We start from the raw sequence: 25,013 nt of genomic DNA, 5'->3' as shown, positions 1-25,013 counted from the left end.
TTTCTCCCTATGTTCCTGTTCGAGACGGTGGTTGAAGATAGGTTTCGTAAATCCGCTCGCTGTCGCCGACGGCAGCCACAGTTCCGTCACGCATGATGGCAATCTTGTTGGTGACCGGCAGGATCCCCATCCGGTGAGTTATTATAACGACGGTCATCCCCCTGGATTTCATGCGCTCGATTGCCGTGAACAGCATCCGTTCGCCGTCATAATCCAGGCTCGAATTCGGATCGTCGAGAACAATCAGAGACGGATTTCCATAGGCCGCCCGTGCCAGTCCCAGCTGTTGACGCTGAGCTCGAAGGAGCAGGTTTCCACCTTCACCGATATCGGTCTCGTATCCCTGGGGCAGCCGCATGATCGCTTCGTGCAACCCAACCAGCTTCGCGGCGTCGATCGCTTTGCCGGGATCTCCTCCGTCCAGCCGGCCGATCACATCCTTGATCGCTCCGCCGAAAAGTTCGATGTCTTGCGGCAGATATCCGACGTGGCGGGTCCCCCCGCAAAGGCGCAGAGCCGAGATATCGACCCCGCCGAGAAGAGCGCATCCGCTCGTTGCTTGCACAACGCCTGCTATGACGCGACCCAGTGTCGATTTCCCTGATCCCGACGGACCGATGAGCGCTATGCAATCGCCGGGCGCGAGGCGCAATGTGATGCCTGTCAATATCGGCTGATTGGCGAATGGCTTGATATAGCTGACGTTATCGAGAACGAGGCCGTTGGGTTCCGGTAGCGGCACCATTCGGGCATCGTGTTCAGATGCAACCGATATCAGCATTCTGTTCAAGCGATGGAAGGCATTGCGCGCAAACGTAAAGGAGCGCCATGCACCTATTGCGCCCTCGATTGGTGCAAGCCCGCGCCCGAGCAGCAGGCTTGCAACGAAGATAATTCCTGCACTGCCGTTGTTTGCGAGCACCAGCCATGTAGCGGATCCCATCATCAGGATCTGCGCCAGTGTGCGGATCGATTTGGAGAAACCAAGAATGATCTCCGTCCGATGCATCGCGATGTCCTGCGCCCTTCTTGCCATTTCCGCATCGCGATAGACGATCATCGCTGCGCCATCCTGCATGCCCATTGCCCGGATCACCTCGATGTTTCTGAGGGCGGTCGCAAATCGGATATAGCTCCTCGAAAGGGCAAGATTGGCGTGGGCAAGCGGCTCGCGTGTCGCCAGTTCCGTCAGGAACGCAAACAGCAGGAGTGCAACTGCGCTCAGAAGACCGATAGTCCCAAGCAGCGGATGAACAAGAAAGAGCAGGAACAGGAATACCGGTGCCCAGGGGACATCAAAAAAGAGCGAGCTAGCCGGTGAATCGAGGAACTGGCGTAGTGCGGCAAGGTCCCTGTAGCATTCCGTGGCGCCTCCAGTATCGGCGCGAGCGGCATATTCGAACGATGCTGTCAGCACCAGGGGCCGTAGCCTGTGGTCCAGCCAGCTGCCGATGCGCGAAAGAGCTGCCCTGCGCACGATATCCAGCGTGGACCCGACCACCACGCCGATGGCGATGATCATCGTCAGCATCAGGAGCGTATCAGCGCTTCGGCTCGACAGGACCCTGTCATAGATCTGCAGGAGATAGATGGAAGGCGCCAGAAGAAAGAGATTATAGCCGCAGCTGTAGAGGAAGACCAACCCGAAGGCTCCGGCACAAGCCCGGAGCGCAACAACAAGCTGCGTCGGCGGGCGCGGTGGCTTTATGGAAATCGTTGTCATTACCAGATCTCGCTGCATTTGATACTGACGAGAAAGGACTGCGTGCTGGTTCAGCAATTCAGGAGGGTCGCCATCCGAAACCGGCGACCCTCAGAGTCTGAGTTCATGAGCCGAGATGGTCGACGTCGATATGGCCGAAGGCGTTTATGAAGTGATCGAGAGAATTGTTCACCGTCGTCGTTTCGGGATCCGTGTGAACCAGAGCTGACGAGATATCGCCGCCCAGGGCGTTGTTTCCGTTGCCGCCGTTGCCGCCGACGCCTGCGAGGATGGTGGCATGCTGATCGGCCACGAGCTGCGTATACTGTGTTGCGGTCGTAGCCGCATTCACCGTAGCCGTGTCGCCGCCGCTCGTGTTTTCTTGATCACCGTTGGAGTGAGCGTTTCCGCCCGCGCCGCCGGCGCCGCTGGAGAGCGATGCCAGGAAGCCGTTCTGGGCCTGGCTGAAGCCACCGGGTCCGCCACCGCCGGCGTCCCAATCTGCCGTCTGCCAAACATGATCGCCGTTGTGCAGATGGGTAGATGCCCCGTCGACCGTTTGCACAGGGGTGACATAGGCTACCGGGTTGTAGTCAATGTCGCCATGATTGTAACCATTACCGCCGTTGCCGGCATTCGCGTCACCCGCATCCGGGTTGTTGAGGTGAATCGTGTCCGATATTTGTGGAATAGGCATTGATGTCACTCCTTCTTGTTGGTTTCTTGCGAGCTAGTTTTTTACGGCTTTCCCCTATGGCGTGGATATCCAGTATGTCACCGCCAGACAATACAGCCGCAATCAAATACTGCCTGCGATTTAATCTGTGAACTATCTAGATATTCGGCGATGTTCCTTCGGATGTATACTTGCAGGTGACGGAACGTTATTTTTGATTAGTACGAGGTAATTTGAGGCCGGATGGCATGGTCATGATCATGTCTGCGACCTCGTCGAAACGACGCCGCTTTTCGAAACAACGGCCGCCCAAGCGAACCGGCTGCATTCCGGGGTTGATCCGGCTGCGTTTGGCGGAGGAGACCCCCGCTTGGAGCCGAAAAGCGTTCATGACCCGCCGCGAGAACGAGGATGCAAGATGTAGGGCCTCTAACCCAAAGGGGGATTGAGTGCTCGCAAACTCGCACAACGGGCGCTGCGGTCATGACAGTCAAATGGCTACAGTCCTAGCCGACGGGATGTAGACGAATTGCAGGCTCCGCTTTTCTTCCGTTCAGAGGCACAATACCTGAACAATTCAGGCTGCATGGCGCCCCACGCTCGGTGGACGTGCGGTTAATCGCGGATGGAGACGGTAATGACGGAAACTCGTTCCTCATTGGAAGACTTGCCCAAGGCGGGCACCGATCAACACCTCGCCTCCAATGTGGCCGCTGGACATCTGGCGCTGGTGCCGACTTGGCTTCCATTGGATGTCGCTTCCGGTCCGAGCTCTAATTCAGCCGGCAGCGGTGGTAACGGGATAAGCGACGGCGTGATCAGCAGCAACGCGCTGGCCGTCTTCATGCCGTCCAATGCCGCCATTGCGGGACCTCATTCGGGTGCCGACGCTTTCCAGGGCAACGATGCGCTCATCAATCAGCATCCCACCGAAATGGCCGGGATAGGCGGGAATGGCGGAAGCGGCAATGTTGCCGTCGGCAGCGGCGATGGCGCCAATCATGCCGGCACCGGGGGCAGTGGGCTTTTCTACGGCGGACTCGTGAGCACCGAAGTCGCGCTGTTTGCCCCCGTGAATACTGCTGTGGCTGCAGGCCCCGGCGCGACGGCTCACGCCGAGCAATCGAACAACGCACTGTTCCTGCAGGGCGCAACCCAGATCGGCGGCATGGGCGGCTCGGGCGGAGACCATAACGTCGCGAGCCATGGCACGTCGATGAGCCCTGGAACTGCGCTCACATTGACCGGCGACTATTATGCAGGCCACGGCGGCGATGGATATTTCGTCGGCACTATGGTCGACGTGAGTATCGCCATCTTCTCGCCGATCAACATCGCCATCGGCGCCGCGGGCGGCTCGGCGGAGGCCCATCAGACAAACAATGTCATTTTCGATCAGGGCGCTGTGCAGATCGCAGGCATCGGCGGCAATGGTGGTGGCTTCAACCTGTCGTCAGACACGATTTTCACCGGCAACCATGCGGGCGGCGGTGGCGGGGCAGGATCGTCGGCCAGCGGCATGGTCGATGTCAATTTCGGCTATTTCCATCCCATCAACATTGCCGTTCCCGCCGGCGGTACGGCGGACGCCCAACAGATCGATCATGTTCTCTATGACCAACATGCACTCCAGTTGGCCGGCATCGCGGGTCATGGCGGAGAAGGCAACCTCACCGACGCCCATTCGGCTCTCGTAGATGACATTCTGGCCTTCATGCATAGCTAGAGCGGGATGACTTTAGGCCGGGTCGCCGAAAATCGCTCACACGGCATCATTCTCCTGGGGATAAAATCTCAGCTTGCATTGCAGAGGCTCAACTGCACGAAACCGTTCTTCGTGCGATCTTTCAAGCCATGTGTTGAATTGTTTCCTCCGCCCGGCATTCGGCTCCTTGGGCCGACATGGCACTGAACGGCGGGCTCACTGAGATCCCGAATATTCCACCATGACCTCATCCGCATTGTCGCCGATTTCTGCCGCCAGGGGCCGTGACCTCCGGCCGCTATCGGTCGGTGCCGGCATAGTCCTGCCTGCGGGAGAACAATGCTAGCTGGTATTAATGCGTCATTGGAGCGCAGTTTTACTAATCATAACGGGTAGTCAGCGATCTCAGGCTTTTGTTGCTTTTCGCGTTTGTCGTTTTGCTGTCGGGTCTGCGACTGCTTTGAATTGAGATATGGAAACAAAGCCGAGCCGATCGGCAGCTCGTTATATCCAATGGCGCTTTCCGAGATGGGTCTGTAGCAGATCGATTGCCTTTTCAATGCCTTTGAAAGCTTTGTTGACCCGCTTGCCATACGTGAATTCGGCGATGGCTGGAAAGTCTGCAGCGACAAGTCGAACCAGCAGGACGTCATGAAAAATCTCTTAAATGTTCTCTGCAAGCCCAGTTATCTATCGTTGATATCTTATAGACTATAAGAATTATCATGAGAGATCAGACTATTAATATCTGAGATACACTCACTTTTTATCATGACATGTAATGAGAACAGGAATAATATGAATAGCTGTTGCGTTGCAAATATTCGTGGGGAGCACGCAAGTGTCCGACATTGCTGGAACTAGGCGCCGTATGGGGCGCAATGCACCAACTGTGATCATCATCGAGCATTCTACATTGGCGCGCACCACCGTGGTGAAGCTTCTTGAGCGTGAACTCGGCGGATGGAACGTTATAGATTTGATCTCGACCGAGAGTCTCGATAGTGCTCTTGGAACTGAGGTGCGCTTGACTGTATTGGGTCTGGCCGGCAGAAGTGTTGAGAGCACCAGCCTGCGTGATGATCTCGCGGCGATTGCCGCACGTTTTCCTGAGGCTCCTGTCACGTTGCTCTCACGTACGGATGACGCGATCATAGCCCGTCAAGCACTCAAGATGGGAATCCGCGGCTTTTTCTCGACTTCACTTCCCGTTGACATTGCTCTTGCCGGTCTTCGTCTCGTTCTGGCAGGAGGAACATTTTTCCCGCAGCTATTGGGAGCTGGTACAAACGGCTCAAGCGAGCATATTCCGGCCAGAAATGAGGCCGAAAAAAGCTTGGATGACAGGATGCAGTACTTGGCGATTGCTGATTTCACTCCCCGGGAAGCGGATGTCCTCGCAGAGCTGCAATGCGGCTGTTCAAATAAGGTCATTGCAGGAAAACTCAATTTGTCGGGGCATACGGTGAAGATGCATTTGCAACACATAATGCGCAAGCTGCAGGCGCAGAACCGCACTGAAGTGGTTGCCCGCTTAATTCAAAGAGCCGCCAGTGAGCCTGACGCTTCGCCGAGTTAGGCGGTGTCGCCAGTGCGGGGGAGCCGTCTCAACGTTTTAGTTGGGTTTCGGAGCACGGTTTGCCCCCGCCAAAGGCGCCGAAGATTGCTCCCTGACTCAGACCGTTGCCAATTGACGAGGATTGGCACAGCCGTGTGCTGTCATCGCGCGGGCCACGCATCGGCGGGGCGTTCGTATCAACGGGTCTCATATCGTGATGCCATGATCGGAACCGCGAGTCCGGCCGCCCGTTACCATTTCAGGAACGGAGGACATGGACATGCGCAAGAGAAAAGCCATCGTCGAGGCGGCGCTTGAGTCCGAGTACGAGCGCCAGGCGCTCGGGATCATGAATACGGAGCAAGCTCTGAAGCTTGAGGATGCTGATGGTCTTGTTTTCAGCCATCCGGATAAAGAGGCCGGCGTGACGGATCACTTTGTTGATCAGGATGAACTGCGCCGATTGGTGCGGCGGTCAACGTCGCCGCTTCCGGTGTTGCAATCGCCGGGCCGCACTGCACGTTCGTCCTGAGCTTCAAGCAATCATATAGCCGCCATCCACCGGCATCGAGATGCCGTTCACCATGGCCGCCTGATCGGAGAGCAGGAAAAGAACAACTTCGGCGATGTCTGCCGGCTCGGCGAAGCGTCCGACCGGAATTCGCTTCATCATCCCTGCGGCCTTCTCGGGATCGCTCCATGCCTTCACCGCCATTGGCGTCAACGTCACCGTTGGGTGGACGCCGTTTGCGCGTATGCCGTGAGGCGCAAGCTCTTTTGCCATGACCCGCGTCAAGCCATCCAATCCACCCTTCGATGCACAATAGGCGGCGTGGTCGGGGATGCCGACGAAGGACGCGACCGACGAGACATTGACGATGGCGCCAGGACGACCTTCCTTGATCAGCGAACGGGCATATTCCTGGGCGACGATCATCGGAGCACGCGTATTGACCGCGACAAGGCGATCGAATGCTTCGACGGTTGTCTCCAGGAACGGCTGGAGCTCGGTCGTGCCGGCGCAGTTGACAAGGAAATCTGCGGGAAGGGCAGCGATGACAGCCTCTCTGGTGGCATCGGCATCCGCGAGATCCACCTGGATTGCCCGGCAGCCGAATTGCCCCCGTAGCGCTTCGACGTCGCCAGCACTCCGGGTGAGCGCGACGACCTGCGCACCCCGTTCGACGAGCATCCTTACAATTTCGCGTCCGATGCCTTTGCCGGCGCCGGTCACGATCACGGTCTTTCCTTTGAACTCCATGGGTCGTTCTCCTACAGTCTCTGGCCTGTTTCCCGATCGAAGATATGCGCACGTCGGGGATCGATGTGGAAGTACATCGTCCGTCCGGGATCGACCTCGATACGCTCGCGGATCAGCGCGTCGATCGGCACGCCTCCCGTGCGGCCGAAGATCAACGTCTCGGAACCCGTCGGCTCGAACACCGAGACTTCGACCGGAACGCCTTCTTCGCCGATCGTGATGTGCTCCGGTCTGATACCGTAGGTAACGGCTCGTCCTTCATCCGCATTCGTGTCCGCCATCGGAAGGGCGATGCCCTGGTCGGTGACGACGATCTTCCTGCCGTCGCTTGTGGCTATGCGGCCCTCAAGGAAGTTCATCGATGGGCTGCCGATGAAGCCGGCGACGAAGAGGTTGACGGGGAAGTCGTAGAGATCGAGAGGCTTGCCGATCTGCTCGACCCTACCGTCGCGCATCACCACGATCTTGTTGGCCATCGTCATCGCCTCGATCTGATCGTGCGTGACGTAGACGGTGGTGGTCTTCAGCCGCTGGTGAAGCTCCTTGATCTCGACGCGCATGGTGACGCGGAGTTTAGCGTCGAGGTTCGACAATGGCTCGTCGAACAGGAAGACCTTCGGATCTCGGACGATAGCACGACCCATCGCCACGCGTTGACGCTGTCCGCCCGAGAGTTGCTTCGGATAGCGGTCGAGATAACGCGTCAGATCGAGGATCTCGGCCGCCCTGCCGACCTTCTCGTCGATCTCCGCCTTCGGACGTTTGGCCATCTTCAGCGGAAAGCCCATATTCTCGGCGACCGTCTTATGGGGATAGAGCGCGTAGCTCTGGAAGACCATCGCGATGTCACGCTCCTTTGGAGGAGCGTCGGTGACGACACGGCCGCCGATCCGGATGTCTCCGCTGCTGACCGTCTCCAGCCCGGCGATCATCCGGAGCAGGGTGGACTTGCCGCATCCGGAGGGACCGACCAGAACGACGAATTCGCCGTCCTCGATGTCGACGCTCACGCCATGCATGACCTGAAGAGAGCCATACTTCTTGGTGACGTCGCTAACCTGTACGTTTGCCAATGTCGTTCTCCTTCAGCATGCAGAATTTAAAGTGCTACAGCGTCCTTTGCGCGTCTGAGAAGAGGCGCGGCGCTGTAGTGTTTTGGTGTTGTAGACGGAATTCATCGGCTCATCCCTTCCAGACGACATAGGCGCCAAGGACCGCCGAGATTGCCGCCGCAAACCATACCGAAGGCCCGAACGGCTCGATGAACCGCATCCAGAACAGGGAGAGCGCGACCCAGATCACGATCGAAATGAAGAGCCGGTCGAACCAGTTGGTTTCGATCGGCAGAAATCCCGGCTTGCGTTCGTTATTTTCTGATTGAGACGTCATCGTTTCATCCTTTCACGGCGCCGAAGGTCAGGCCGGCGACGATGTGACGCTGGACCACCGAAAAGACGATGAGCGCCGGAACCAATGTCAGCATGGAAATCGCGGCCATGATGCCCCAGGCCGTCCCCGTCGTCGTCACATATTCAGACAAGCCGGTGGTGAGTGTCCGCGCATGGAAGTTGGTGAGCGTCGCTGCCAGCAGGTATTCGTTCCACGCAAACACCCAGGTCAGGATCAGCGTCACCGCAAGTCCGGGCCGTGCCAAAGGAAAGATGATATCATAGAGGACAGTCCATGGGCTCGCGCCGTCCATGTAGGCCGCCTCGTCCAATTCCTTCGGAATGCCGTCCACGGTCGGACGCAGCGTCCAGATGGCGAAGGGAAGGTTGAAGGAGCAATAGACCAGGATCATGCCCAGCTTGGAATCGGCGAGCGAGAAGTCGCCGATCCTGTAAACCTGCGTCAGCAGCAGGAAAAGCGGCAAGAGGAAGACCGCCGGCGGCGCCATGCGGTTGGTGATCGTCCAGAAGAAGATGCTTTCCTTGCCGGCGAGGTCGAAGCGCGTCAGGGCGTAGCAGGCAAGGAAGCCGAGTGTGGTGACGAGCAGCGCGTTGCCTGACGAAATGATCATCGAGTTGAGCATGTATCCGCGCAAGGTCGGATTGGTCAGCACGTCCTGGTAGTTCTTCCAGAAGAAGCTCCGGAGAATGACATCGGGCGTCGAGAACAGGTCGAAGGGCTGTTTCACCGATATGACGAAGAGCCAGTAGATCGGGAAAAGGGTCGCGAGGCTTATCAAGGCCCACAGGACGACCGGAAGCCAGGGAAAACGGGTCTTCTTCATCGCTTCAACCTCTCTTCACGCGGGGCGCAATCAAACCGACGTAGAGCAGCCAGCAGACGACGATGGTGAGATAGAGGACGATGACGGAGATCGCCGAACCGTAGCCGTAATTCGTCTTGGGAAAGACTTCCTTGAAGATATGGACGCCGATGTAACGCGTCGATGAACCCGGACCGCCGCCGGTCAGCATCAGGACTTCGTCGACAGTGCGCAGCGCATCCATCAGCCGGATGAACACGGTGGCGAGCATGGCCGGACGGATCAGGGGCAGCGTTATGTGCCAGAAGATCTGGCTCTTGCCCGCGCCATCGATCTGCGCCTGCTCGAACGGGTCTGAAGGAAGTGAGACGAGTGCGGCGATCAGCGAGAGGGTGACGAGCGGCGTCCAGTGCCAGATGTCCATGATGACAGTGACGGTGAAGGCCGCAACCGCGCTCTGGCCGATATTCAGATCGTAGCCGAACCAGCTCCTCAGAAGATAGGGAATGATGCCGATGGACGGGGTGGTCATCAGCTTCCAGACTGAGCCGACGATGATCGGCGCCATGATCAGTGGCAGCGTATGGATCGTGCGAAACACCGCTTTTCCGGGAAAGTCCTTGAGCAGCGCCTGGGCGAGGATGTAGCCAAGGACCAGCTCCGAGACGACCGCGAAGAAGACGAATGTCAGGGTGATGCCAAGCGATGCCAGGAACTGCGGGTCGAAGACGAGCCGCCGATAGTTCTCGGCCCAGTTGAAAATCATGCCCGGATTGGCCGCGAACGGGTTCCATGAATGGAAAGAGACCCAGAGGACGTAGATGAAAGGAAAGATCCCGAACAGTCCGAGGATCACTATGGTCGGTGACAGCAACAGCCACCCGAGCTTCTGCGAATGCATCGCCTATCCCCCATTGAACACGATGTGGACGTCCGCTCCATCTGGGAACGGAAGATGACGGGTCGTCGGAACGACCCGTCAAGTTGGGGAGGATGTTTTATTTGCGATAGCCGAGCGAGGTGAGCTCTTCTTCGGCCTTGGCCGCCATCTGGTCGAGGCCTTGATCGGGGCCGATCTTGCCGGTCAGGATGTCGTAGAAGATGGGAGCGGTCGCTTCACGCACCTGCGCATGGAAGGGATAGGGAGGAGCGCCGGCGAAGAGCTTGCCCTCGTCCTTCAGCATCGTGTAGAAGCCGCCGAGCTTGATGTCCATCTCCTTCACCTTCGGATCGTCGAACGTCGCCTTGTTGGTGATGCGCGGCGCGGCGATGGCCCAATCGGGCTGCACTTCGTTCTGACCGATGAATTCGAGGAAGAGCAGCGACGCTTCCTTGTTCTTGGACGTGACCGGCACGCCGAAGGCGCCGCCATCGTAGTAGCCGATATAGCCCTTGCCGGCTTTCGCGTCGTCCAGCACGCCCGGCTCGAGCGGCGGCAGAGCGAACCCGACCTGGCCGACCACCTTCGACTGCGCTGGATCGCTTGCGATCCACGCGGCATTCTCACCGTAGATCAGTCCCTGGGCGACACGGCCCGCGGCGAAGGTCGTTGCGGTTTCCGTCCAGGTTGACTGGGTCGATTCCGGAGGAGCGATGTCGCGCAGGTGCAGCCAATACTTCAACGCGGCCTTCGCCTTGTCGCTGTTCATCGCGCCGCCATGTTCCACCGTCGCCGCATAATTGTTCTTGGCGTCGATGCCCCAATTGTAGACGCCGAAGGTCGGCGCGATCGACTCGAAGAATTCATACCACGATGCCGCATGGCCTGTATGTGCCTGGGCAGTCGTGCCCCAGAGCTCCATGCCATTGTCCTTGCCGTACTTCGTGAAGAATTCGGCGATCTGGGTGTATTCCGCGTGGGTGGTCGCCGGCTTCAAGTCCTTGCCGGTTTCCTTCTTGAAGGCTTCCTTGATCTTCGGATCATCGAACAGGTCCTTGCGGTAGAGATAGGTCTTCAAGAAGGCTTCCATCGGAACGCCGAAGAGATCGCCGCTCGCGTCCTTGAAGTAGTCGGCAAAGCTGGTGAAGTTCGCATCGTCGTAGGTCGGCGCCTTCAGATCCGGCTGGTCTTTCAGCGTCTTGGTGATGTCGATGAGGAAATTCCTGGCCAGATAGGAATAGATGATGTCCTGCTCGATGTAGACCATGTCATAGATGCCGGTCTTGGCTTCCATGTCCTTGATGGCCTTGTCGTACATCTGATCCCAGGAGGTCGTCTCGATATCGACCTTGATGCCGGTCTTCTTTTCGAATTCCGGAGCGAGCACGTTCCTGATGTAGTTCGATGGCGGGGTGCTTTCGGTGACGCCGTGCAGTGTCACGCCTTTGAATTTGGCGCCGGCGTCGGACCAGAAGTCAGCCCAGGCAGGCGAAGCAGTGGCGGCGAGGCTGAGCGTCAGCGCAAGCGCGCTAGCCTTCAAAGCATAGTTCATTTTCAATCCTCCCAAATTGCAGCGAGATCATTTCGCCGATGCATTGTGTAGGCCAAAAAAACTGCCGGCGCAACATTTGTTGTCTAAACATGCAAATCGCTGGTCTATCCCATTGATTTTTGCAGAAACTAATTTCTCGTAGAGATTAGAATGTAACGGCGAGAAGCTTAAAATATTGCATTGCAAAGTATTTTTGCAAAGCAGCAAAAAAAATTCAGCCAAAATTATTTGTTGTCTTGCCAAACTAAATGGCATAGCACTGTGTGCAGCCAAAGGCATTTTTTGGAGGAAAAGGCTATGCGTCGATTGGGTATCCATTCATTTGTATGGACAGGCGGCCAAACGCAGGAAGGGCTGGAGATGGCCCTCAACAAGTCGGCCGAACACGGATATCGCACCATCGAATTTGCCTATCTGCGCCCCGAGAAATTCAATCTCGACCGTCTGGCAAAGCTTGCGCAGTCGCTTGACGTCGAGATTGGCGTGACGATGGGTCTGCCGCTCGACAAGGACGTATCGAGCGAGGATGCCCCTGCGGTATCCGCCGGCAAGCAGACGCTCGCAGACGCCGTTCGTGCGGTCCGTGATATCGGCGGCAACAAGCTCGGCGGGATTCTCTATTCCGCGCACACCAAGTACAATCGCCAGCCGACGAAGAAGGGCTGGGACAACAGCGTCGCCGCGATCGCCGCGACCGCCGAAGTCGCGAGACAAGCGAACGTCGACCTCGTCCTCGAGGTTGTCAACCGGTTCGAGACGAACCTGCTGAATACGGCGGCGCAGGGACTGAAGTTCATCGCCGAGACGGGATCGGAGCATGTTCGTCTCCACCTCGACACGTTCCATATGAATATCGAGGAAGCCAATCCGGCCGCCGCGATCCGCCTGGCCGGCGACAAGATCGGCTACTTCCACATCGGCGAGAGCAATCGCGGCTATCTCGGCGACGGCGTCATCAACTTCGATCTGATCTTCGACGCTCTGCTCGACATCGACTACAAGCGCGACATCGTGTTCGAGAGCTTCTCGACGACGGTCGTCGACGAAGGCCTGTCGCTCGCCTGCGCGATCTGGCGCGACACCTGGGAGGATAATGATCCGCTTGCGGCGCACGCGAAGCGCTACATCGAGCTGAAATATGACGAGGCCAAGCGTCGCCGCGCCACAAACGCGCGGCCCTGATTATCCCTCTGACAGCCTGTTCCAGTCATGTAAGGGTTGGGCCGACTGAAGGGAATTGAAATATGAACGACACCATCGGAAGTTCGCCGCGCAGGATCCGGCAGAACAATATCGTCGCCGCCTTGCAGACGATCTATGCCCACCGAAGCCTCAGCCGCGCGGATCTCGCCCGGAAGCTTGGGATGAATCGCTCATCCTCGGGAGAGATCGTCGCCGAGTTGACGGAAGGCGGGTTCGTTCAGGAGTCGGACGAGAGCGGCAGGCAGCGCCTGGAACATTCCCGTGCCGGGCGCCCGGGCATCATGCTCGAACTGGTCCCCGATGCGGCATTCTTCGTCGGGATAGAGATTGGCGTCGAGCATATCTCGGCGGCAGTTATCGATCTCTCCGCCGACGTCCGGGCATGTCGGAAAATGGCATTCGACACCATGTCTTCGACCGTGGAGGAGGCCGTGGCGCGGGGCGTCGAGCTTATTGTCAGTGCGATGGAAAAGAGGATGATCGGACGGTGCAAGGGGCTGGGCATATCGGCGCCGGCCCACATCCGGCCGGACGGAATTGTCACCCTCGCACCCATCATCGGCTGGCGAGACGTGTCGTTGAAGGAGATTGGGCGATCCGCCTTCCTGGCCGCCTTCCCGGCCGCCGTGCCGATCGCGGTCGAAAACGACGCCAACGCCTTTGCGATCGGCGACAGCTATCGTCACGGCGCCGCAGGCGTGACCCTGTTTCTGCTGATGGAAACCGGCGTCGGTGGCGGCATCATGATCGATGGCAAGCTGTTCCGGGGCGGCCACGGTCTGGCAGGAGAAATCGGCCACACCCTGGTGCCGGGGAGCGGCGGTCAGAAGTTTGAACAACTGATCGGTCGCGAGGTGCTCATCAGGCAGTATCGTGAGGCTGTCGGCCGCGGGGACGCGGATCTGCAGGATTTCCTCGGCGGTGTTCGCGACCGTGTCCCGGCCGCCGTCAATATCGCCGAAACCTGGTCGCGCCATCTCGCATACGCATTGCTGCAGGCCTGTCGTCTGCTCGATCCCGACAGGATCGTGCTGGGTGGCTCCGTGGCATCCCTCTACCCGATGGTGGCCGCCCGCGTGGCGGTTCACATGTCGGAGGGGCAGAACATCCCTTTTCCCACGCCGGAGGTCGTCGTGGATGGTGATGCGGAGTTCGGTTCCGCCTTCGGGGCGGCATGCATGTTGCACCAGCGCTTTCTGTCATTGGAGAGCGAGGAGTTCGGCAGCGAGGACGGTGCGCCGGTTCAGGCGCCGACGAGTTGACGACAAGAACGATCGAAAGCAGGATTGCAAATGACTTCAGTACTGGCTCCGGACGCGCTTGGTCCCACGGTTTGCGTAGGGGAGATCCTCGTCGAGATCGTCGCCACGACGGTCGGAGACGGGTTTCTCGAAGCCCAGCCGCTTGTCGGTCCGTTTGCGAGCGGAGCGCCGGCGATCTTCATCTCGCAGTGCGGTCGCCTCGGCGGCAAGGCCGCCATGGTGGGCGCCGTCGGCGATGACGATTTCGGTCGTGTCAATACGGATCGCCTCAAACGCGACGGCGTCGATATTTCGACGATATCGATCGATCCGGATTATCCCACAGGAAGCGCCTTTGTCCGCTACCGCAAGGATGGCTCCCGGGATTTCGTCTACAACATCGCCACATCTGCAGCCGCGCGCTTCGGCTGGTCTCAAACGGTCGGCGGCCTCATCCATCGGAGCGGGCATCTTCACGTGATGGGCTCGGCTCTGTCGGTGCCCAGTGCGCGCGAGGTGATCGACAAGGCGGTCGACACCGTCAAGGCACGCGGGGGAACGCTCTCGGTGGATCCGAACATTCGCAAGGAATTGAAGCTGGACAAGGACACCGAGCGGCGGTTTTCCAAGCTTGTCGCTGCCGCCGACCTGCTTTTGCCGTCCGGAGAAGAACTAGAGCGTGCCGCAGGTGTCGAAGGCGAGGCAGAAGCGATCCGCCGCTTGTTCGAGATGGGCGTCAAGGAGATCGTGTTGAAGCGCGGAGCCGACGGCGCGACCTATTTCGGCAGGGACGGAGACCGCATCGACGCTCCGGCATTTGTCGTTCAGGAGCTTGACCCCACCGGCGCCGGCGACTGCTTCGGCGGTGCCTATCTCACCTGCCGGCGGCTCGGAATGTCTCCGCAGCAAGCTCTGACCTATGGCTCGGCCGCTGGCGCCCGCAACGTGACGGTCCTGGGACCGATGGAAGGCGCCGGCACTCAGCAAGAACTCGATGCGTTCATCGCTTCAACGGAAAGGCGCCCATGATGGAGGTGCATCTCAACGAGCTGGCCAAGCTGAGGATCGAAGGCCACCCCAGAGGCGTGACCTCCGTATGCTCCGCCCATCCGATCGTGCTTCGAGCAGCACTCCGACACGGGCGGCAACAGGAGAGCACCGTCCTGATCGAAGCGACCTGCAACCAAGTCAACCACCTTGGCGGCTACACCGGAATGACGCCAAGCGACTTCGCGTCTCTCGTGATGAAGATCGCAGTGGAGGAAGGGTGCCCCGAAAATCTGATCATTCTCGGCGGCGATCATCTCGGCCCCAATCCTTGGCGCGACCGCCCGGCGGAAGAGGCGATGGCCGAGGCGGAGAAGATGGTTGCCGCCTATGTCGACGCCGGATTCCGCAAGGTTCACCTCGACGCCTCGATGGGCTGCAAGGGTGAGCCGGTGGCACTCGACGACGAAACCACCGCCCATCGCGCCGTCCGGCTTGCGGCGGTCGCCGAGGCCTCGGCAAAGAAGACCGGCGGCGCAATGCCGGTTTACGTCATCGGCACCGAAGTGCCGCCGCCGGGCGGGGCCGATCATGCCCTGACAACCATCGAACCGACGGCGGCCGCGGCGGCGCTGAAGACGATCGAAGTCCACCGCCGGATCTTTGCGGAGGCAGGACTCGGGCAAGCATTTGGACGGGCCATCGGGCTGGTCGTGCAGCCGGGCGTCGAGTTCGGCAATCAGAATGTCATCCTGTACGACCGGAGCAAGATAGACGAGCTGAAATCGGTGCTCACCGACGAGCCGCAGTTTGTCTTCGAGGCGCACTCGACGGATTATCAGGGAACCAAGCCTTTGACCGCGCTGGTGGAGGACGGGTTTCCCATTCTGAAAGTCGGTCCCGAGCTGACCTTCGTCCTGCGCGAGGCGCTCTACGCGCTGGATGCGATCGCTTCGGACCTTTTGCCTGATTACGGCCAGCGTCCGCTCTACCAGGCGATGGAGGCGCTGATGCTCGATCAGACAGGCAACTGGAGCCGCCACTACCACGGCACAAACGCCGAGATGCGCTGGTTGCGGCACTATTCGCTCTCCGACCGCATCCGCTATTATTGGGCGTCGGCTGAAGCACAAGATGCCGTCCGGCAGCTGTGCGAAGCCCTTCGGAGCCAATCGGTACCGCTGCCCTTGCTTTGGCAGCACATGCCGGCTGCACAGGATTTCGCAGATGCGCCGCTCGATCCGGAACAGGTTTTGATCTGGAGGGTGACGAAGAGTCTCTCGGACTATCATGCCGCTTGCGGCGTCGGGAAGAATTGACAATCAGGATCAAGACAGGAGGAAAAATCGATGACGGATTTGAATGGGAAGATCGCGGCGGTCACGGGCGCTGCGTCCGGAATAGGGCTCGCTTCGACGGAGGCAATGCTCGCCGCTGGGGCGACGGTCGTGCTGGTCGACCGCGATGAGAAGGCCCTTGAAACGGTTTGCGCGCGGCTTGGCGAGCGCGCTATTCCGCTCAAGATCAACTTGCTGGATCCGCACCAGTGTGCGGGACTGCTCGAGGGCATTCTGTCGAAGACCGGCAAGCTCGACATCCTGCATGCCAATGCAGGCACCTATATCGGCGGCGACCTGATGGAAACCGATCTCGATAGCATCGATCGGATGCTCAATCTCAACGTCAATGTCGTGATCAAGAACGTTCGAAATGTCATTCCTCACATGATCGAACGTGGCACCGGCGACATTGTCGTCACCAGTTCCGTTGCTGGACATTCGGCGATACCATGGGAACCGGTCTATTCGTCGTCGAAATGGGCGATGACCTGCTTCGTCCAGACGATGCGACGCCAGCTTCTGAAAAGTGGCATTCGTGTGGGGTCGGTTTCTCCGGGGCCGGTGATCAGCGCTTTGCTTGCGGATTGGCCGGAGGAAAACCTTCGCAAAGCCAAGGAGGCCGGAGCTTTGATCGAGCCGAAGGAAGTCGCCGACGCGATCATCTTCATGCTGACCCGGCCGCGCAACGTCACCATCCGCGATATCGTGGTGCTTCCAAGCGCCTTTGACATCTGAAGGAGCCGAACATGAGTTACCAGCAGAAATTTCGCCTCGACGGCGAACGGGCAGTGGTCACGGGCGGAGGGCGTGCGATCGGGCTCAGCTGCGCCGAGGCGCTGGCAGAGGCGGGTGCTGCCGTCGTTGTCATCGAGCGAAGCGAGGCCGACGCTGAGCAAGCGCTTGCTCTCCGGGACAGAGGCTACGACATCGAAGTCCGGGTGGGCGACGTCACCGACGCGGCCCGAATGGACGCGATCGCAACCGAGCTTGCCGACGGCGGGCGGCCGGCGACGATCCTCGTCAACAATGCCGGAATTGGCCAGAACGGCATCGCGGCGGAGAGTCTCACCGACGCGGATTGGCTGCGCATGATGGACGTCAATCTCAACGGCGTCTTCTGGTGCTCGCGCGCCTTCGGTCGTCCGATGATTTCGATGAAACGCGGCGCCATCGTCAACCTCGGCTCCATGTCGGGTCACATCTGCAACCGGCCTCAGCCTCAGACGGCCTATAACGTCTCCAAGGCGGCCGTCCATCACCTCACGCGCTCGTTGGCCGCCGAGTGGGCGCATCACGGCATCAGGGTAAACGCCGTTGCGCCCACCTATATCGAGACGCCGATGGTGGTGGCCGTCGAAGCCAATCGCGAGCGTATCCCGCTCTGGCTCGCCGACACGCCGATGGGCAGGATGGGAACGCCGGAAGAGGTTGCCAGCGCGGTCCTCTTCCTCGCCTCGGGCGCCGCCAGCCTGATGACCGGGGCGATCGTCAACGTCGATGCAGGATTCACCTGCTGGTAGTCCCTTCCAGGACGAGGTGTAAGCGGCGCCTCGCCCACACCTGGAAACCAGTATGGAAACGTTACCACATTATCTTGACTCGCATTCCTGCTGCGCTTATCCAGATGTGGAAACGTTGCCATATTGGGAGGAAGCTGATGAAATCCGCGCGGTTGAACCGACTTTTCGGCGTGTCTGGAAATTGTTTTGACGTTGCTATCGATCACGGCATGTTCAATGAACGGACCTTCCTTTCCGGCATCGAGAACATGAAGACGGCCATCGAGGTGATCGCGGACGCGGCGCCGGATGCCATTCAGCTGCCGCCAGGGACGGCACCCCTTCTGCAGGCTATTCCCGGCAAGCATCGTCCGGCACTGGTGCTGCGGACCGACATCGCCAACATCTATGGCAATCCCCTGCCGTCTCAGCTGTTTTCCGAAATGATCGACAGGGCTGTGGAACAGGGCGTTGCATTGGATGCCGCCTGTGTCGTCGTCAACCTTTTGATGCTGCCGGACCAGCCGGAAGTCTACCGCGCCTGCGTGCGCAATGTGAACAGCCTGAAACGCGAATGCGAGATCTACGGCATGCCGCTGATGGTCGAGCCGCTTGTCATGCAGGACAATTCCAAGGGCGCCTACATGGTCGATGGCGCGATCGACAAGATCCTGCCGCTCGTGCGCCAGGCGGCCGAACTCGGCGCCGATATCATCAAGGCCGACCCGTGCGACAATGTCGAGGAATATCACCGCGTGGTCGAGATCGCCCAAGGCCTGCCGGTGCTGGTGCGCGGCGGCGGTCGCGTTTCGGATCAGGAAATTCTGATCCGCACCAGAGAGTTGATGGAGCAGGGCGCCCGTGGCATCGTCTATGGCCGCAACGTCATCCAGCATCAAAATCCTGCCGGTATGACGCGGGCCTTGATGGCGATCGTCCACGACAAGGCTTCCGTCGAGCAAGCTTCGCTGCATATTGGCTGACGCGCGTCTGGGAGGAGATGTCATGACGAAAATATTCCGCTTCGGCGTCATCGGTTGCGGTCTGATGGGGCGCGAGTTCGCGAGTGCCGCGGCGCGCTGGCTGCATCTGGCCGATGTGAAGGCGCGACCGGAAATCGTCGCCGTCTGTGATACCAACGCAACGCTGCTCGACTGGTTCAGGGATCATGTGCCGACCGTTCGGCAGTTCACCGCCGACTATAAGGAGCTTCTGGCCAATCCCGAGGTCGATGCGGTCTATTGCGCTGTCCCGCATGTGCTGCACCAGCAATTCTACATCGACATCCTGAAGGCCGGAAAGCATCTTCTCGGTGAAAAACCCTTCGGCATGGACGCCGCGCAGAACCGGGAGATCACGGCGGTTCTCGCCGAGCATCCCGAACTCCTGGTCCGCTGCTCGTCGGAAATGCCTTTCTTCCCCGGAGCACAGAAGGTCATCGCGCTGGCAAAAAGCGGCGAGATGGGCGAGATAATCGAAGTCGAGGCGGGTTTTCTGCACTCTTCGGATATCGACCGGCAGAAGCCGATCAACTGGAAGCGTATGGCCGATATCAATGGCGACTATGGCTGCATGGGTGATCTCGGCATGCATGTGCTGCACGTGCCGCTGCGTCTCGGCTGGCGCCCGACCACCCTGCATGCGCAATTGGTCAAGAAGGTCACCGAACGTCCTGACGGCAAGGGCGGCATGTTGCCCTGCACCACCTGGGACAATGCCACGATCAGCAGCCGCGTGCGCACCGGGGATCAGGATTTCCCGATGGTGATGAAAACCTGGCGCATCGCGCCCGGTGAATCGAACACCTGGTACCTAAGAGTTCTCGGCATGAAGAAAAGCGCGTTCTTCAGCACGAAGTCGCCGCGCCAGTGGCAGTGGATGGACTACAATGGCGGTGCCCAGGCCTGGAGCACCGAGGATCTCGGTTATGGCTCGCTGTTTCCAGCCATAACAGGCAAGATCTTCGAATTCGGTTTTGCCGACGCCATACAGCAGATGTGGGCGGCCTTCGTCGATGAGCTTGCCGGCGGAAATGCCAACGGTTTCGGCTGTGCGACGCCGGCGGAAGCGCAGGCGCATCATGCGGTCCTGACGGCAGCCCTCAAATCCGGCCGCGAGGACGTCGTGGTATCGGTCGCGTATGACGGGGCGCCAGCCTGATGAAGCGTTCTGCGATCAACGCCGCGTTGCTGCGGGCAACCGAGACTCTCGAGCGTTGGCACTGGTCGCTGCCGGCATGGGGCTCCTGGACGGCAGCGGATTTTGCCGCTCAACCCGAGGCATCGGCCTATTTGCGCGCCCATCAACTGGGTTGGGATGTCACCGATTTCGGCTCGGACCGGTTCGCCGAATGCGGCCTCTGTTTAGCCTGCGCAATGGCATCGTCGATGTTAGAGGTGAACGGACCTATGCCGAAAAGCTGCTCTTCGTTGGCGAAGGGCAGGTCACGCCGACGCACCGTCATGCGGCGAAGATGGAAGACATCATCAATCGCGCCGGCGGCGATCTCGTCATCGAATTCGCCGCAACCGATGCCGATGGCAATGTGCTGGCGGAGGATGTGACGGTGCCGGTAGACGGACTGCCGCATCGGCTCGCTGCATGGGAACCTCTGGTTCTTGAGCCTGGCCAGAGCGTGACGATCAGCACCGGGCTCTGCCACCGCTTCTACGGCAGGAAAGGCGGCGGACCTGTCCTTGTTGGCGAGGTCAGCCAGGTCAACGACGACAACCGGGATAATTTCTTTCTGGAGCCGATCGCGCGTTTTGCCGCGATCGAGGACGACGAGCCGCCGCTCAGACCCTTGTGGAACGAAGGAGTCAGCTGATGCGAGCCGGGGAAGAGGTTCACGATCGCGACAGTCGGAAACAGGGCGGCATCGTCTGCGCCGGAAACTTCATCGTCGATCGCGTCCACACCCTGTCTTATTGGCCCGAACAGGGCAATCTCGCCCATATCCTGCACCAGGATCTGGGTGTGGGGGGTGGGGCCGCCAATGTCGTCACCGATCTGGCCTCGCTCGGATTTCCCGGAAATCTGGCGGCAGCGGGATGCATCGGCGCCGATCAGGACGGAGAGATCGTCAAGGCGCGCCTTGCGGTTGCCGGCGTCGATGTCGGTGGTCTGACAGCGCTTGCCGACCGGGTGACCGCTCATACGCATGTCATGAATGTGCCCGGCCAGAACCGGACCTTCTTCTATCATGGCGGCGCCAACGATGCCGTCACGGACAAGTTTGTCTCACCAGCAGCCTTCGCCAAGGCCGGCTATCGGCTGTTCTATCTCGGTTATCTCATGCTGTTGCCGGGGCTCGACCGCATTGGCCCCGACGGCCGTTCGGGAGCATCGCGCCTGCTGGAAGCGGCGCGCCACGCGGGGCTTACGACCTGCGTGGATTTCGTATCGAGCGAAGACCCGGAATTTGCGGCCAAGGTCGGCGTCGCGCTGCCCTTCTGCGATTATCTGGTTATCAACGAGATGGAGGCGGGACGTGCAACCGGCGTTATCGTTCGCGATGCGAAGGGGGATTTGATCGAGGCGGGGCTTTTGGAAGCGGGCGAGCGCCTGCTTGCGGCGGGCGTCGCCAAGGGCGCGATCATCCATGCGCCGGAAACCTGCTTCTGGTTTGCGCCTGGCGCTTCCCCGATCATCACACGTTCACGACCTGTCGATCCCGATGACATCGTCAGTACGGTCGGCGCAGGAGACGCTTTCTGCGCCGCCGTGCTCTACGGCCTGCATGAGAACTGGCCGGCCGAGCATATCTGCGCCGTCGCCCATGCCGCAGCTGCGCGTTGCCTCAAGGGGGCGACGGCCACCGATGGTATCCCCGACATGTCCGTCCTTCGTCGCGAGGCGAAGGAGACGAACCCGGAATCCGCTTAGCCCATTGGCGTCGCCTCAGGAGGGTGGCTCCGATTATCGTTCAGTCAAAAAGGGAGGAGCAAACATGAAGCTATTCGTTACGGCAGCCGCGCACGGAACCTTTGCCGATTTAGGCGCGAGCGCGGAGGCAGTGCGATGACATATGCGGAAACGGCGCGGCTCTCCGGCAAGGTTGCATTGGTCACGGGGGGAGCGAGCGGCATCGGCAAGGCGGTCTGCGAACGCTTTGCGGCCGAAGGCGCAAGGGTTGTCGTGGCGGACCTCGACGGTGAACGATGTGCTCGGGTGGCAGAAGCGATCGGCCCTCAGGCCTGGGGTGTGGCGCTTGACGTGACCAGCCAGGACAGCATCGAAGAAGCCGCGCGCTTCACCATCGCCACCGCTGGTCAGATCGACATCCTGGTCAACGCCGCAGGCATTTACGACGTCGAGTCCATTCTGGAAATATCTCGGGAACGGACCGCTAGGGTATTTCAGGTCAACATCGAAGGCCTGATCTTCATGACACAGGCCGTTGCCCGACACATGGTGGAGAGAGGGGAAGGTGGACGCATCATCAACTTCTCATCCCAGGCAGGGCGTCGGGGCGAAGGACCGGCCGTTGCTTACTGTGCTTCCAAGGCGGCCGTCATCAGCATCACGCAAAGCTGCGCCCTGGAGCTGATCCGTTATGGCATCAACGTCAACGCCATCGCTCCCGGCGTCGTCGATACGCCGATGTGGGACGTCGTTGATGCAAAACTCGGCAGCCGGGAAGGTTTGAAACCCGGTGACGTCAAGCGCCGCGTGGCCGCCGCCGTCCCCGCCGGACGATTTGGCGCGCCCCACGAACAAGCCGCCATGGCGGCCTTCCTGGCCGGGCCTGATGCAGCATACATCGTGGCGCAGTGCTACAATGTCGATGGCGGCAATGTCATGAGCTGAGCGTTTGAGCCGTGCCTGGAATGGCCGAGGCCGCAGGAGCGGACGTGTCATCAGCACAATCACTTGAGGTCTGGAGGAGTGAAATGAGGGCTGTACGCTTGGAGTCGATCGGGTCTTTGACCATGCGCAGCGTTGAAAAACCGGTTGCCGGGCCGGGCGAGCTGCTTGTCCGGGTCGTGGCGGCCGGCATCTGCGGTTCCGATCGCCACATGTACAAGGGCGAGTATCCGACAGCGATCCCCGTGACGCTGGGCCACGAATTCTCCGGCATCGTCGAAGAGATCGGCGATGGTGTGACACGGTTTACCGGCGGTGAGTTGGTGACGGTCGACCCGAATATCTCCTGCGGCACCTGTCGGGCCTGCACGCAGGCGCGGCCGAACTTGTGCGAGAGCTTGACCGCCATCGGCGTGACACGGGATGGCGGCTTTGCCGAATATGTGGCGGTGCCGCAGGCCCAGGCCCTCATGCTGCCGGCTGACATTAATCCCGTTCACGGCGCCTTCAGTGAACCGCTGGCCTGCTGTATCCACGCCATCGACAAGGCAAGGATCCGTACGGGCGACAGCGTCGCGATCCTCGGCGGGGGCGTGATCGGCTTGCTCATGGTGCAACTGGCCCGCCTGGCTGGGGCAGGCGAGGTAATTTTGATCACGCGGCAGCAATCCAGACGCCAAACCGCTCTGAGCCTGGGGGCGACGCACGCCTTCGACCCGGCCGCTTCAGACACAATCGCTGCCGTTCGAGAACTCACCAAGGGCGGGGCCGACGTGGTCATCGAGTGCGCCGGCGTCAGCGAGACCCTTCAAACCGGTTTGAAAATGGCGCGGCGCGGTGGTGCCTTAGTGCTTTTCGGGGTGACGCCGGCGGGTGTCGAGGTGCCGGTTCTGCCCTTCGATCTGCTCGTCAACGAAGTCGATATCAGGCCGGCCTACCTCAACCCCTTCACCCATTCGCGCGCTGCGGCAATGGTCGCGAGCGGGGCGTTGGAACTGGACGCATTGGTCACCAAAACCATCGGTCTCGAGGAGGTCGCCGACGTGGTGGGCCACGCGCCATTGCCAGGCGAGATCAAGGTCATCGTCCGGCCCTAGCCTGTCGTCTCTCCGACCCACGCCATCTGCTCAGTTCCGGACGGGGCCGGTGGAATCGCGCTCTATCAGGGTGACCGGCACTTTTACGATCGCACCTCGCCGAGGTTCGTCCCCTGTTGGGTGCTCCTCGATCAGCGTTTCCAGCAGCCGTGCTGCCTGCTGTCCGACATCGCGGATCGGCTGTGCGACCGTTGTCAGCCGCGGAAAGACGTAGGCAGCCTCCGGCAGATCGTCGAAGCCGACGACCGAATAGTCGCGCGGAACGGAAAATCCGCGATCCTGGATGGCATGGATGGCGGCAATCGCTGAAACGTCGGTCGTGCCAATGATCGCCGTGACCTCAGGTCGGGACGCCAGCAATTCCCGCGCCAGCCGGTAGGTCTCTGCAAAGCTGTGTTCTTCGGCCATCGCCACGATGGCGGGTGCGACGCCATCTTTCGCCATTTCCGCCGTGATGCCCTGAAGGCGAAGCTGGATCGGCTGGCTGTGGGCCGGTGCGCCGACGATGGCGATCGCCCGGTGGCCGAGGTCGATCAGATGGCGCGCCATCAGCCGCCCACCCTCCTCGTGATCGGCCATGACAGCATCGTCGGCGATGCCGCTCAGCTCGCGGTCAATGGCGACGATCGGAATGCGAGCGTCCCGAAGCACCCCGAAATGCTCGATGCTGCCGAAGGCGCTTGCCACGATGACGCCGTCGACGCGTTGAGCGAGCAGCATGGAGATGTAGCGCACCTCGTGGTCCATATTTTCCGCGGTGCTGCAGATCAGCGTCTGATAGCCGTGCTGGAACAGTTCCTGTTCGATCGCGTGGGCCAGGATACCGAAGAAAGGCACCTCGATCGACGGCAGCATCAGTCCGATCATCCGGCTTGGTGCACCGCGCAGCATACGGGCACCCTTGCTGGGCGTGTAATTCAGCGTTCGGACAGCCGCCTCGACCCGCTCCCTGAGCTCAGGGGAGGCGTAACCGCTGTTGTTTAGCACGCGCGAGACCGAAGAGAGCGATGTTCCTGCAAGTTTAGCAATATGTCTGATGCTGGTCGTCACGTGCTCGCATTTCTTTCTCTACAGCGCCGGCGTCTTTAAGACGCGCAAAAACCGCCAGCATAGGAGCGGTCGAACGTTCATCAGACGCACTGCTGAAGTTCACTTTCATTTCATCATCCACTAGATCACTAGCGGGACGCCGCATCAAGCGCGCCGCTATTCGAGAACGCTGGCTGTCGTGACAAGCTTCACCGTGAGAGCTAGAGGATAGGAGCCTGATCGATAGCAGCCCCGTTGAGCGGAC

The 25,013-nt window shown here is 60.0% G+C and carries 24 protein-coding genes and 1 pseudogene; 15 read left to right on the top strand and 10 right to left on the bottom strand.

All coding sequences use genetic code 11. From position 1 onward, the window contains the following. Positions 1-7: 7 nt before the first annotated feature. Positions 8-1,723 carry a type I secretion system permease/ATPase gene (locus HFO99_RS31505; protein WP_222365591.1) on the bottom strand — a complete coding sequence of 572 codons (1,716 nt, stop codon included), beginning with the start codon at positions 1,721-1,723 and terminating at the stop codon, positions 8-10. Between the two features lie 103 nt (positions 1,724-1,826). Further along, positions 1,827-2,399 carry a PE-PGRS family protein gene (locus HFO99_RS31500; protein WP_222251026.1) on the bottom strand — a complete coding sequence of 191 codons (573 nt, stop codon included), beginning with the start codon at positions 2,397-2,399 and terminating at the stop codon, positions 1,827-1,829. Positions 2,400-3,015: 616 nt separating this feature from the next. Here HFO99_RS31500 and HFO99_RS31495 point away from each other — a divergent pair. Next, positions 3,016-4,104: a hypothetical protein gene (locus HFO99_RS31495; protein WP_222365606.1), complete on the top strand. Its 1,089-nt coding sequence runs from the start codon at positions 3,016-3,018 to the stop codon at positions 4,102-4,104. A 362-nt stretch (positions 4,105-4,466) separates the two neighbouring features. Here HFO99_RS31495 and HFO99_RS31490 read toward each other — a convergent pair whose 3' ends face one another. Then, on the bottom strand, positions 4,467-4,736 hold the full coding sequence (locus HFO99_RS31490; RefSeq protein WP_222365590.1) for a hypothetical protein: 270 nt from the start codon (positions 4,734-4,736) through the stop codon (positions 4,467-4,469). Positions 4,737-4,897: 161 nt separating this feature from the next. Between HFO99_RS31490 and HFO99_RS31485 the strand changes: the two genes are divergently transcribed. Further along, positions 4,898-5,662 carry a response regulator transcription factor gene (locus HFO99_RS31485; protein ID WP_222365589.1) on the top strand — a complete coding sequence of 255 codons (765 nt, stop codon included), beginning with the start codon at positions 4,898-4,900 and terminating at the stop codon, positions 5,660-5,662. 253 nt (positions 5,663-5,915) lie between these two features. Continuing rightward, positions 5,916-6,173, top strand: coding sequence for a hypothetical protein (locus HFO99_RS31480; RefSeq protein ID WP_222280844.1), 258 nt, complete (start codon positions 5,916-5,918; stop codon positions 6,171-6,173). Between the two features lie 3 nt (positions 6,174-6,176). Here the strand turns inward: HFO99_RS31480 and HFO99_RS31475 are convergent, their stop codons facing one another. The 6 genes from HFO99_RS31475 to HFO99_RS31450 form a co-directional block, all read right to left on the bottom strand. Beyond that, complete coding sequence (locus HFO99_RS31475) at positions 6,177-6,902, bottom strand: SDR family oxidoreductase (protein WP_222365588.1); 726 nt, start codon at positions 6,900-6,902, stop codon at positions 6,177-6,179. An 11-nt stretch (positions 6,903-6,913) separates the two neighbouring features. After that, positions 6,914-7,975 (bottom strand): ABC transporter ATP-binding protein, encoded by a 1,062-nt coding sequence (locus HFO99_RS31470; RefSeq protein WP_222332267.1) that lies wholly within the window; start codon positions 7,973-7,975, stop codon positions 6,914-6,916. Between the two features lie 109 nt (positions 7,976-8,084). Beyond that, complete coding sequence (locus HFO99_RS31465) at positions 8,085-8,291, bottom strand: DUF2160 family membrane protein (RefSeq protein ID WP_222273521.1); 207 nt, start codon at positions 8,289-8,291, stop codon at positions 8,085-8,087. A gap of 4 nt (positions 8,292-8,295) precedes the next feature. Beyond that, entirely contained in the window at positions 8,296-9,135 is an 840-nt protein-coding gene (locus HFO99_RS31460; RefSeq protein ID WP_222251059.1) for a carbohydrate ABC transporter permease, read from the bottom strand. Between the two features lie 4 nt (positions 9,136-9,139). Beyond that, positions 9,140-10,015, bottom strand: a complete 876-nt coding sequence (locus HFO99_RS31455; protein WP_012756005.1) for a carbohydrate ABC transporter permease — start codon at positions 10,013-10,015, stop codon at positions 9,140-9,142. Positions 10,016-10,112: 97 nt separating this feature from the next. Continuing rightward, entirely contained in the window at positions 10,113-11,546 is a 1,434-nt protein-coding gene (locus tag HFO99_RS31450; RefSeq protein ID WP_222332266.1) for an extracellular solute-binding protein, read from the bottom strand. A gap of 297 nt (positions 11,547-11,843) precedes the next feature. Between HFO99_RS31450 and HFO99_RS31445 the strand changes: the two genes are divergently transcribed. From HFO99_RS31445 to HFO99_RS31390, 12 genes and pseudogenes are all read left to right on the top strand, one after another. Beyond that, positions 11,844-12,728 (top strand): sugar phosphate isomerase/epimerase family protein, encoded by an 885-nt coding sequence (locus HFO99_RS31445; RefSeq protein ID WP_222365587.1) that lies wholly within the window; start codon positions 11,844-11,846, stop codon positions 12,726-12,728. A 62-nt stretch (positions 12,729-12,790) separates the two neighbouring features. Beyond that, positions 12,791-14,011, top strand: coding sequence for an ROK family transcriptional regulator (locus HFO99_RS31440; protein ID WP_222365586.1), 1,221 nt, complete (start codon positions 12,791-12,793; stop codon positions 14,009-14,011). A 30-nt stretch (positions 14,012-14,041) separates the two neighbouring features. Further along, on the top strand, positions 14,042-15,019 hold the full coding sequence (locus HFO99_RS31435) for a sugar kinase (protein ID WP_222365585.1): 978 nt from the start codon (positions 14,042-14,044) through the stop codon (positions 15,017-15,019). After that, complete coding sequence (locus HFO99_RS31430) at positions 15,016-16,296, top strand: D-tagatose-bisphosphate aldolase, class II, non-catalytic subunit (RefSeq protein WP_222365584.1); 1,281 nt, start codon at positions 15,016-15,018, stop codon at positions 16,294-16,296. The genes HFO99_RS31435 and HFO99_RS31430 overlap by 4 nt, the downstream gene beginning before the upstream one ends. Positions 16,297-16,326: 30 nt before the next feature. After that, on the top strand, positions 16,327-17,052 hold the full coding sequence (locus HFO99_RS31425; RefSeq protein WP_222365583.1) for an SDR family oxidoreductase: 726 nt from the start codon (positions 16,327-16,329) through the stop codon (positions 17,050-17,052). 11 nt (positions 17,053-17,063) lie between these two features. Continuing rightward, positions 17,064-17,837, top strand: coding sequence for an SDR family NAD(P)-dependent oxidoreductase (locus HFO99_RS31420; RefSeq protein WP_222365582.1), 774 nt, complete (start codon positions 17,064-17,066; stop codon positions 17,835-17,837). Between the two features lie 137 nt (positions 17,838-17,974). Then, positions 17,975-18,799: a class I fructose-bisphosphate aldolase gene (locus tag HFO99_RS31415; protein ID WP_222365581.1), complete on the top strand. Its 825-nt coding sequence runs from the start codon at positions 17,975-17,977 to the stop codon at positions 18,797-18,799. A gap of 22 nt (positions 18,800-18,821) precedes the next feature. Continuing rightward, entirely contained in the window at positions 18,822-19,976 is a 1,155-nt protein-coding gene (locus HFO99_RS31410; protein ID WP_222365580.1) for a Gfo/Idh/MocA family protein, read from the top strand. Continuing rightward, a pseudogene (locus HFO99_RS31405) lies at positions 19,976-20,571 on the top strand (D-lyxose/D-mannose family sugar isomerase); the annotation flags it as partial. The gene HFO99_RS31410 and the pseudogene HFO99_RS31405, both read left to right, overlap by 1 nt. A 71-nt stretch (positions 20,572-20,642) precedes the next feature. Further along, positions 20,643-21,701: a carbohydrate kinase family protein gene (locus HFO99_RS31400; RefSeq protein WP_222365579.1), complete on the top strand. Its 1,059-nt coding sequence runs from the start codon at positions 20,643-20,645 to the stop codon at positions 21,699-21,701. Positions 21,702-21,836: 135 nt separating this feature from the next. Further along, a complete protein-coding gene (locus HFO99_RS31395) occupies positions 21,837-22,625 on the top strand; it encodes an L-iditol 2-dehydrogenase (protein WP_222365578.1) in 789 nt (262 codons plus the stop codon). An 83-nt stretch (positions 22,626-22,708) separates the two neighbouring features. Continuing rightward, positions 22,709-23,719 (top strand): zinc-dependent alcohol dehydrogenase family protein, encoded by a 1,011-nt coding sequence (locus HFO99_RS31390; RefSeq protein WP_222365577.1) that lies wholly within the window; start codon positions 22,709-22,711, stop codon positions 23,717-23,719. Positions 23,720-23,749: 30 nt separating this feature from the next. Here the strand turns inward: HFO99_RS31390 and HFO99_RS31385 are convergent, their stop codons facing one another. Then, positions 23,750-24,769 carry a LacI family DNA-binding transcriptional regulator gene (locus HFO99_RS31385; RefSeq protein WP_222365576.1) on the bottom strand — a complete coding sequence of 340 codons (1,020 nt, stop codon included), beginning with the start codon at positions 24,767-24,769 and terminating at the stop codon, positions 23,750-23,752. Positions 24,770-25,013: the final 244 nt, after the last annotated feature.

It is taken from the genome of Rhizobium leguminosarum (assembly GCF_019798305.1).
Taxonomy (GTDB): domain Bacteria; phylum Pseudomonadota; class Alphaproteobacteria; order Rhizobiales; family Rhizobiaceae; genus Rhizobium; species Rhizobium leguminosarum_U.
Note: the sequence above shows the minus strand (reverse complement) of the source record. Positions and strands in the feature narration are given on the sequence as shown.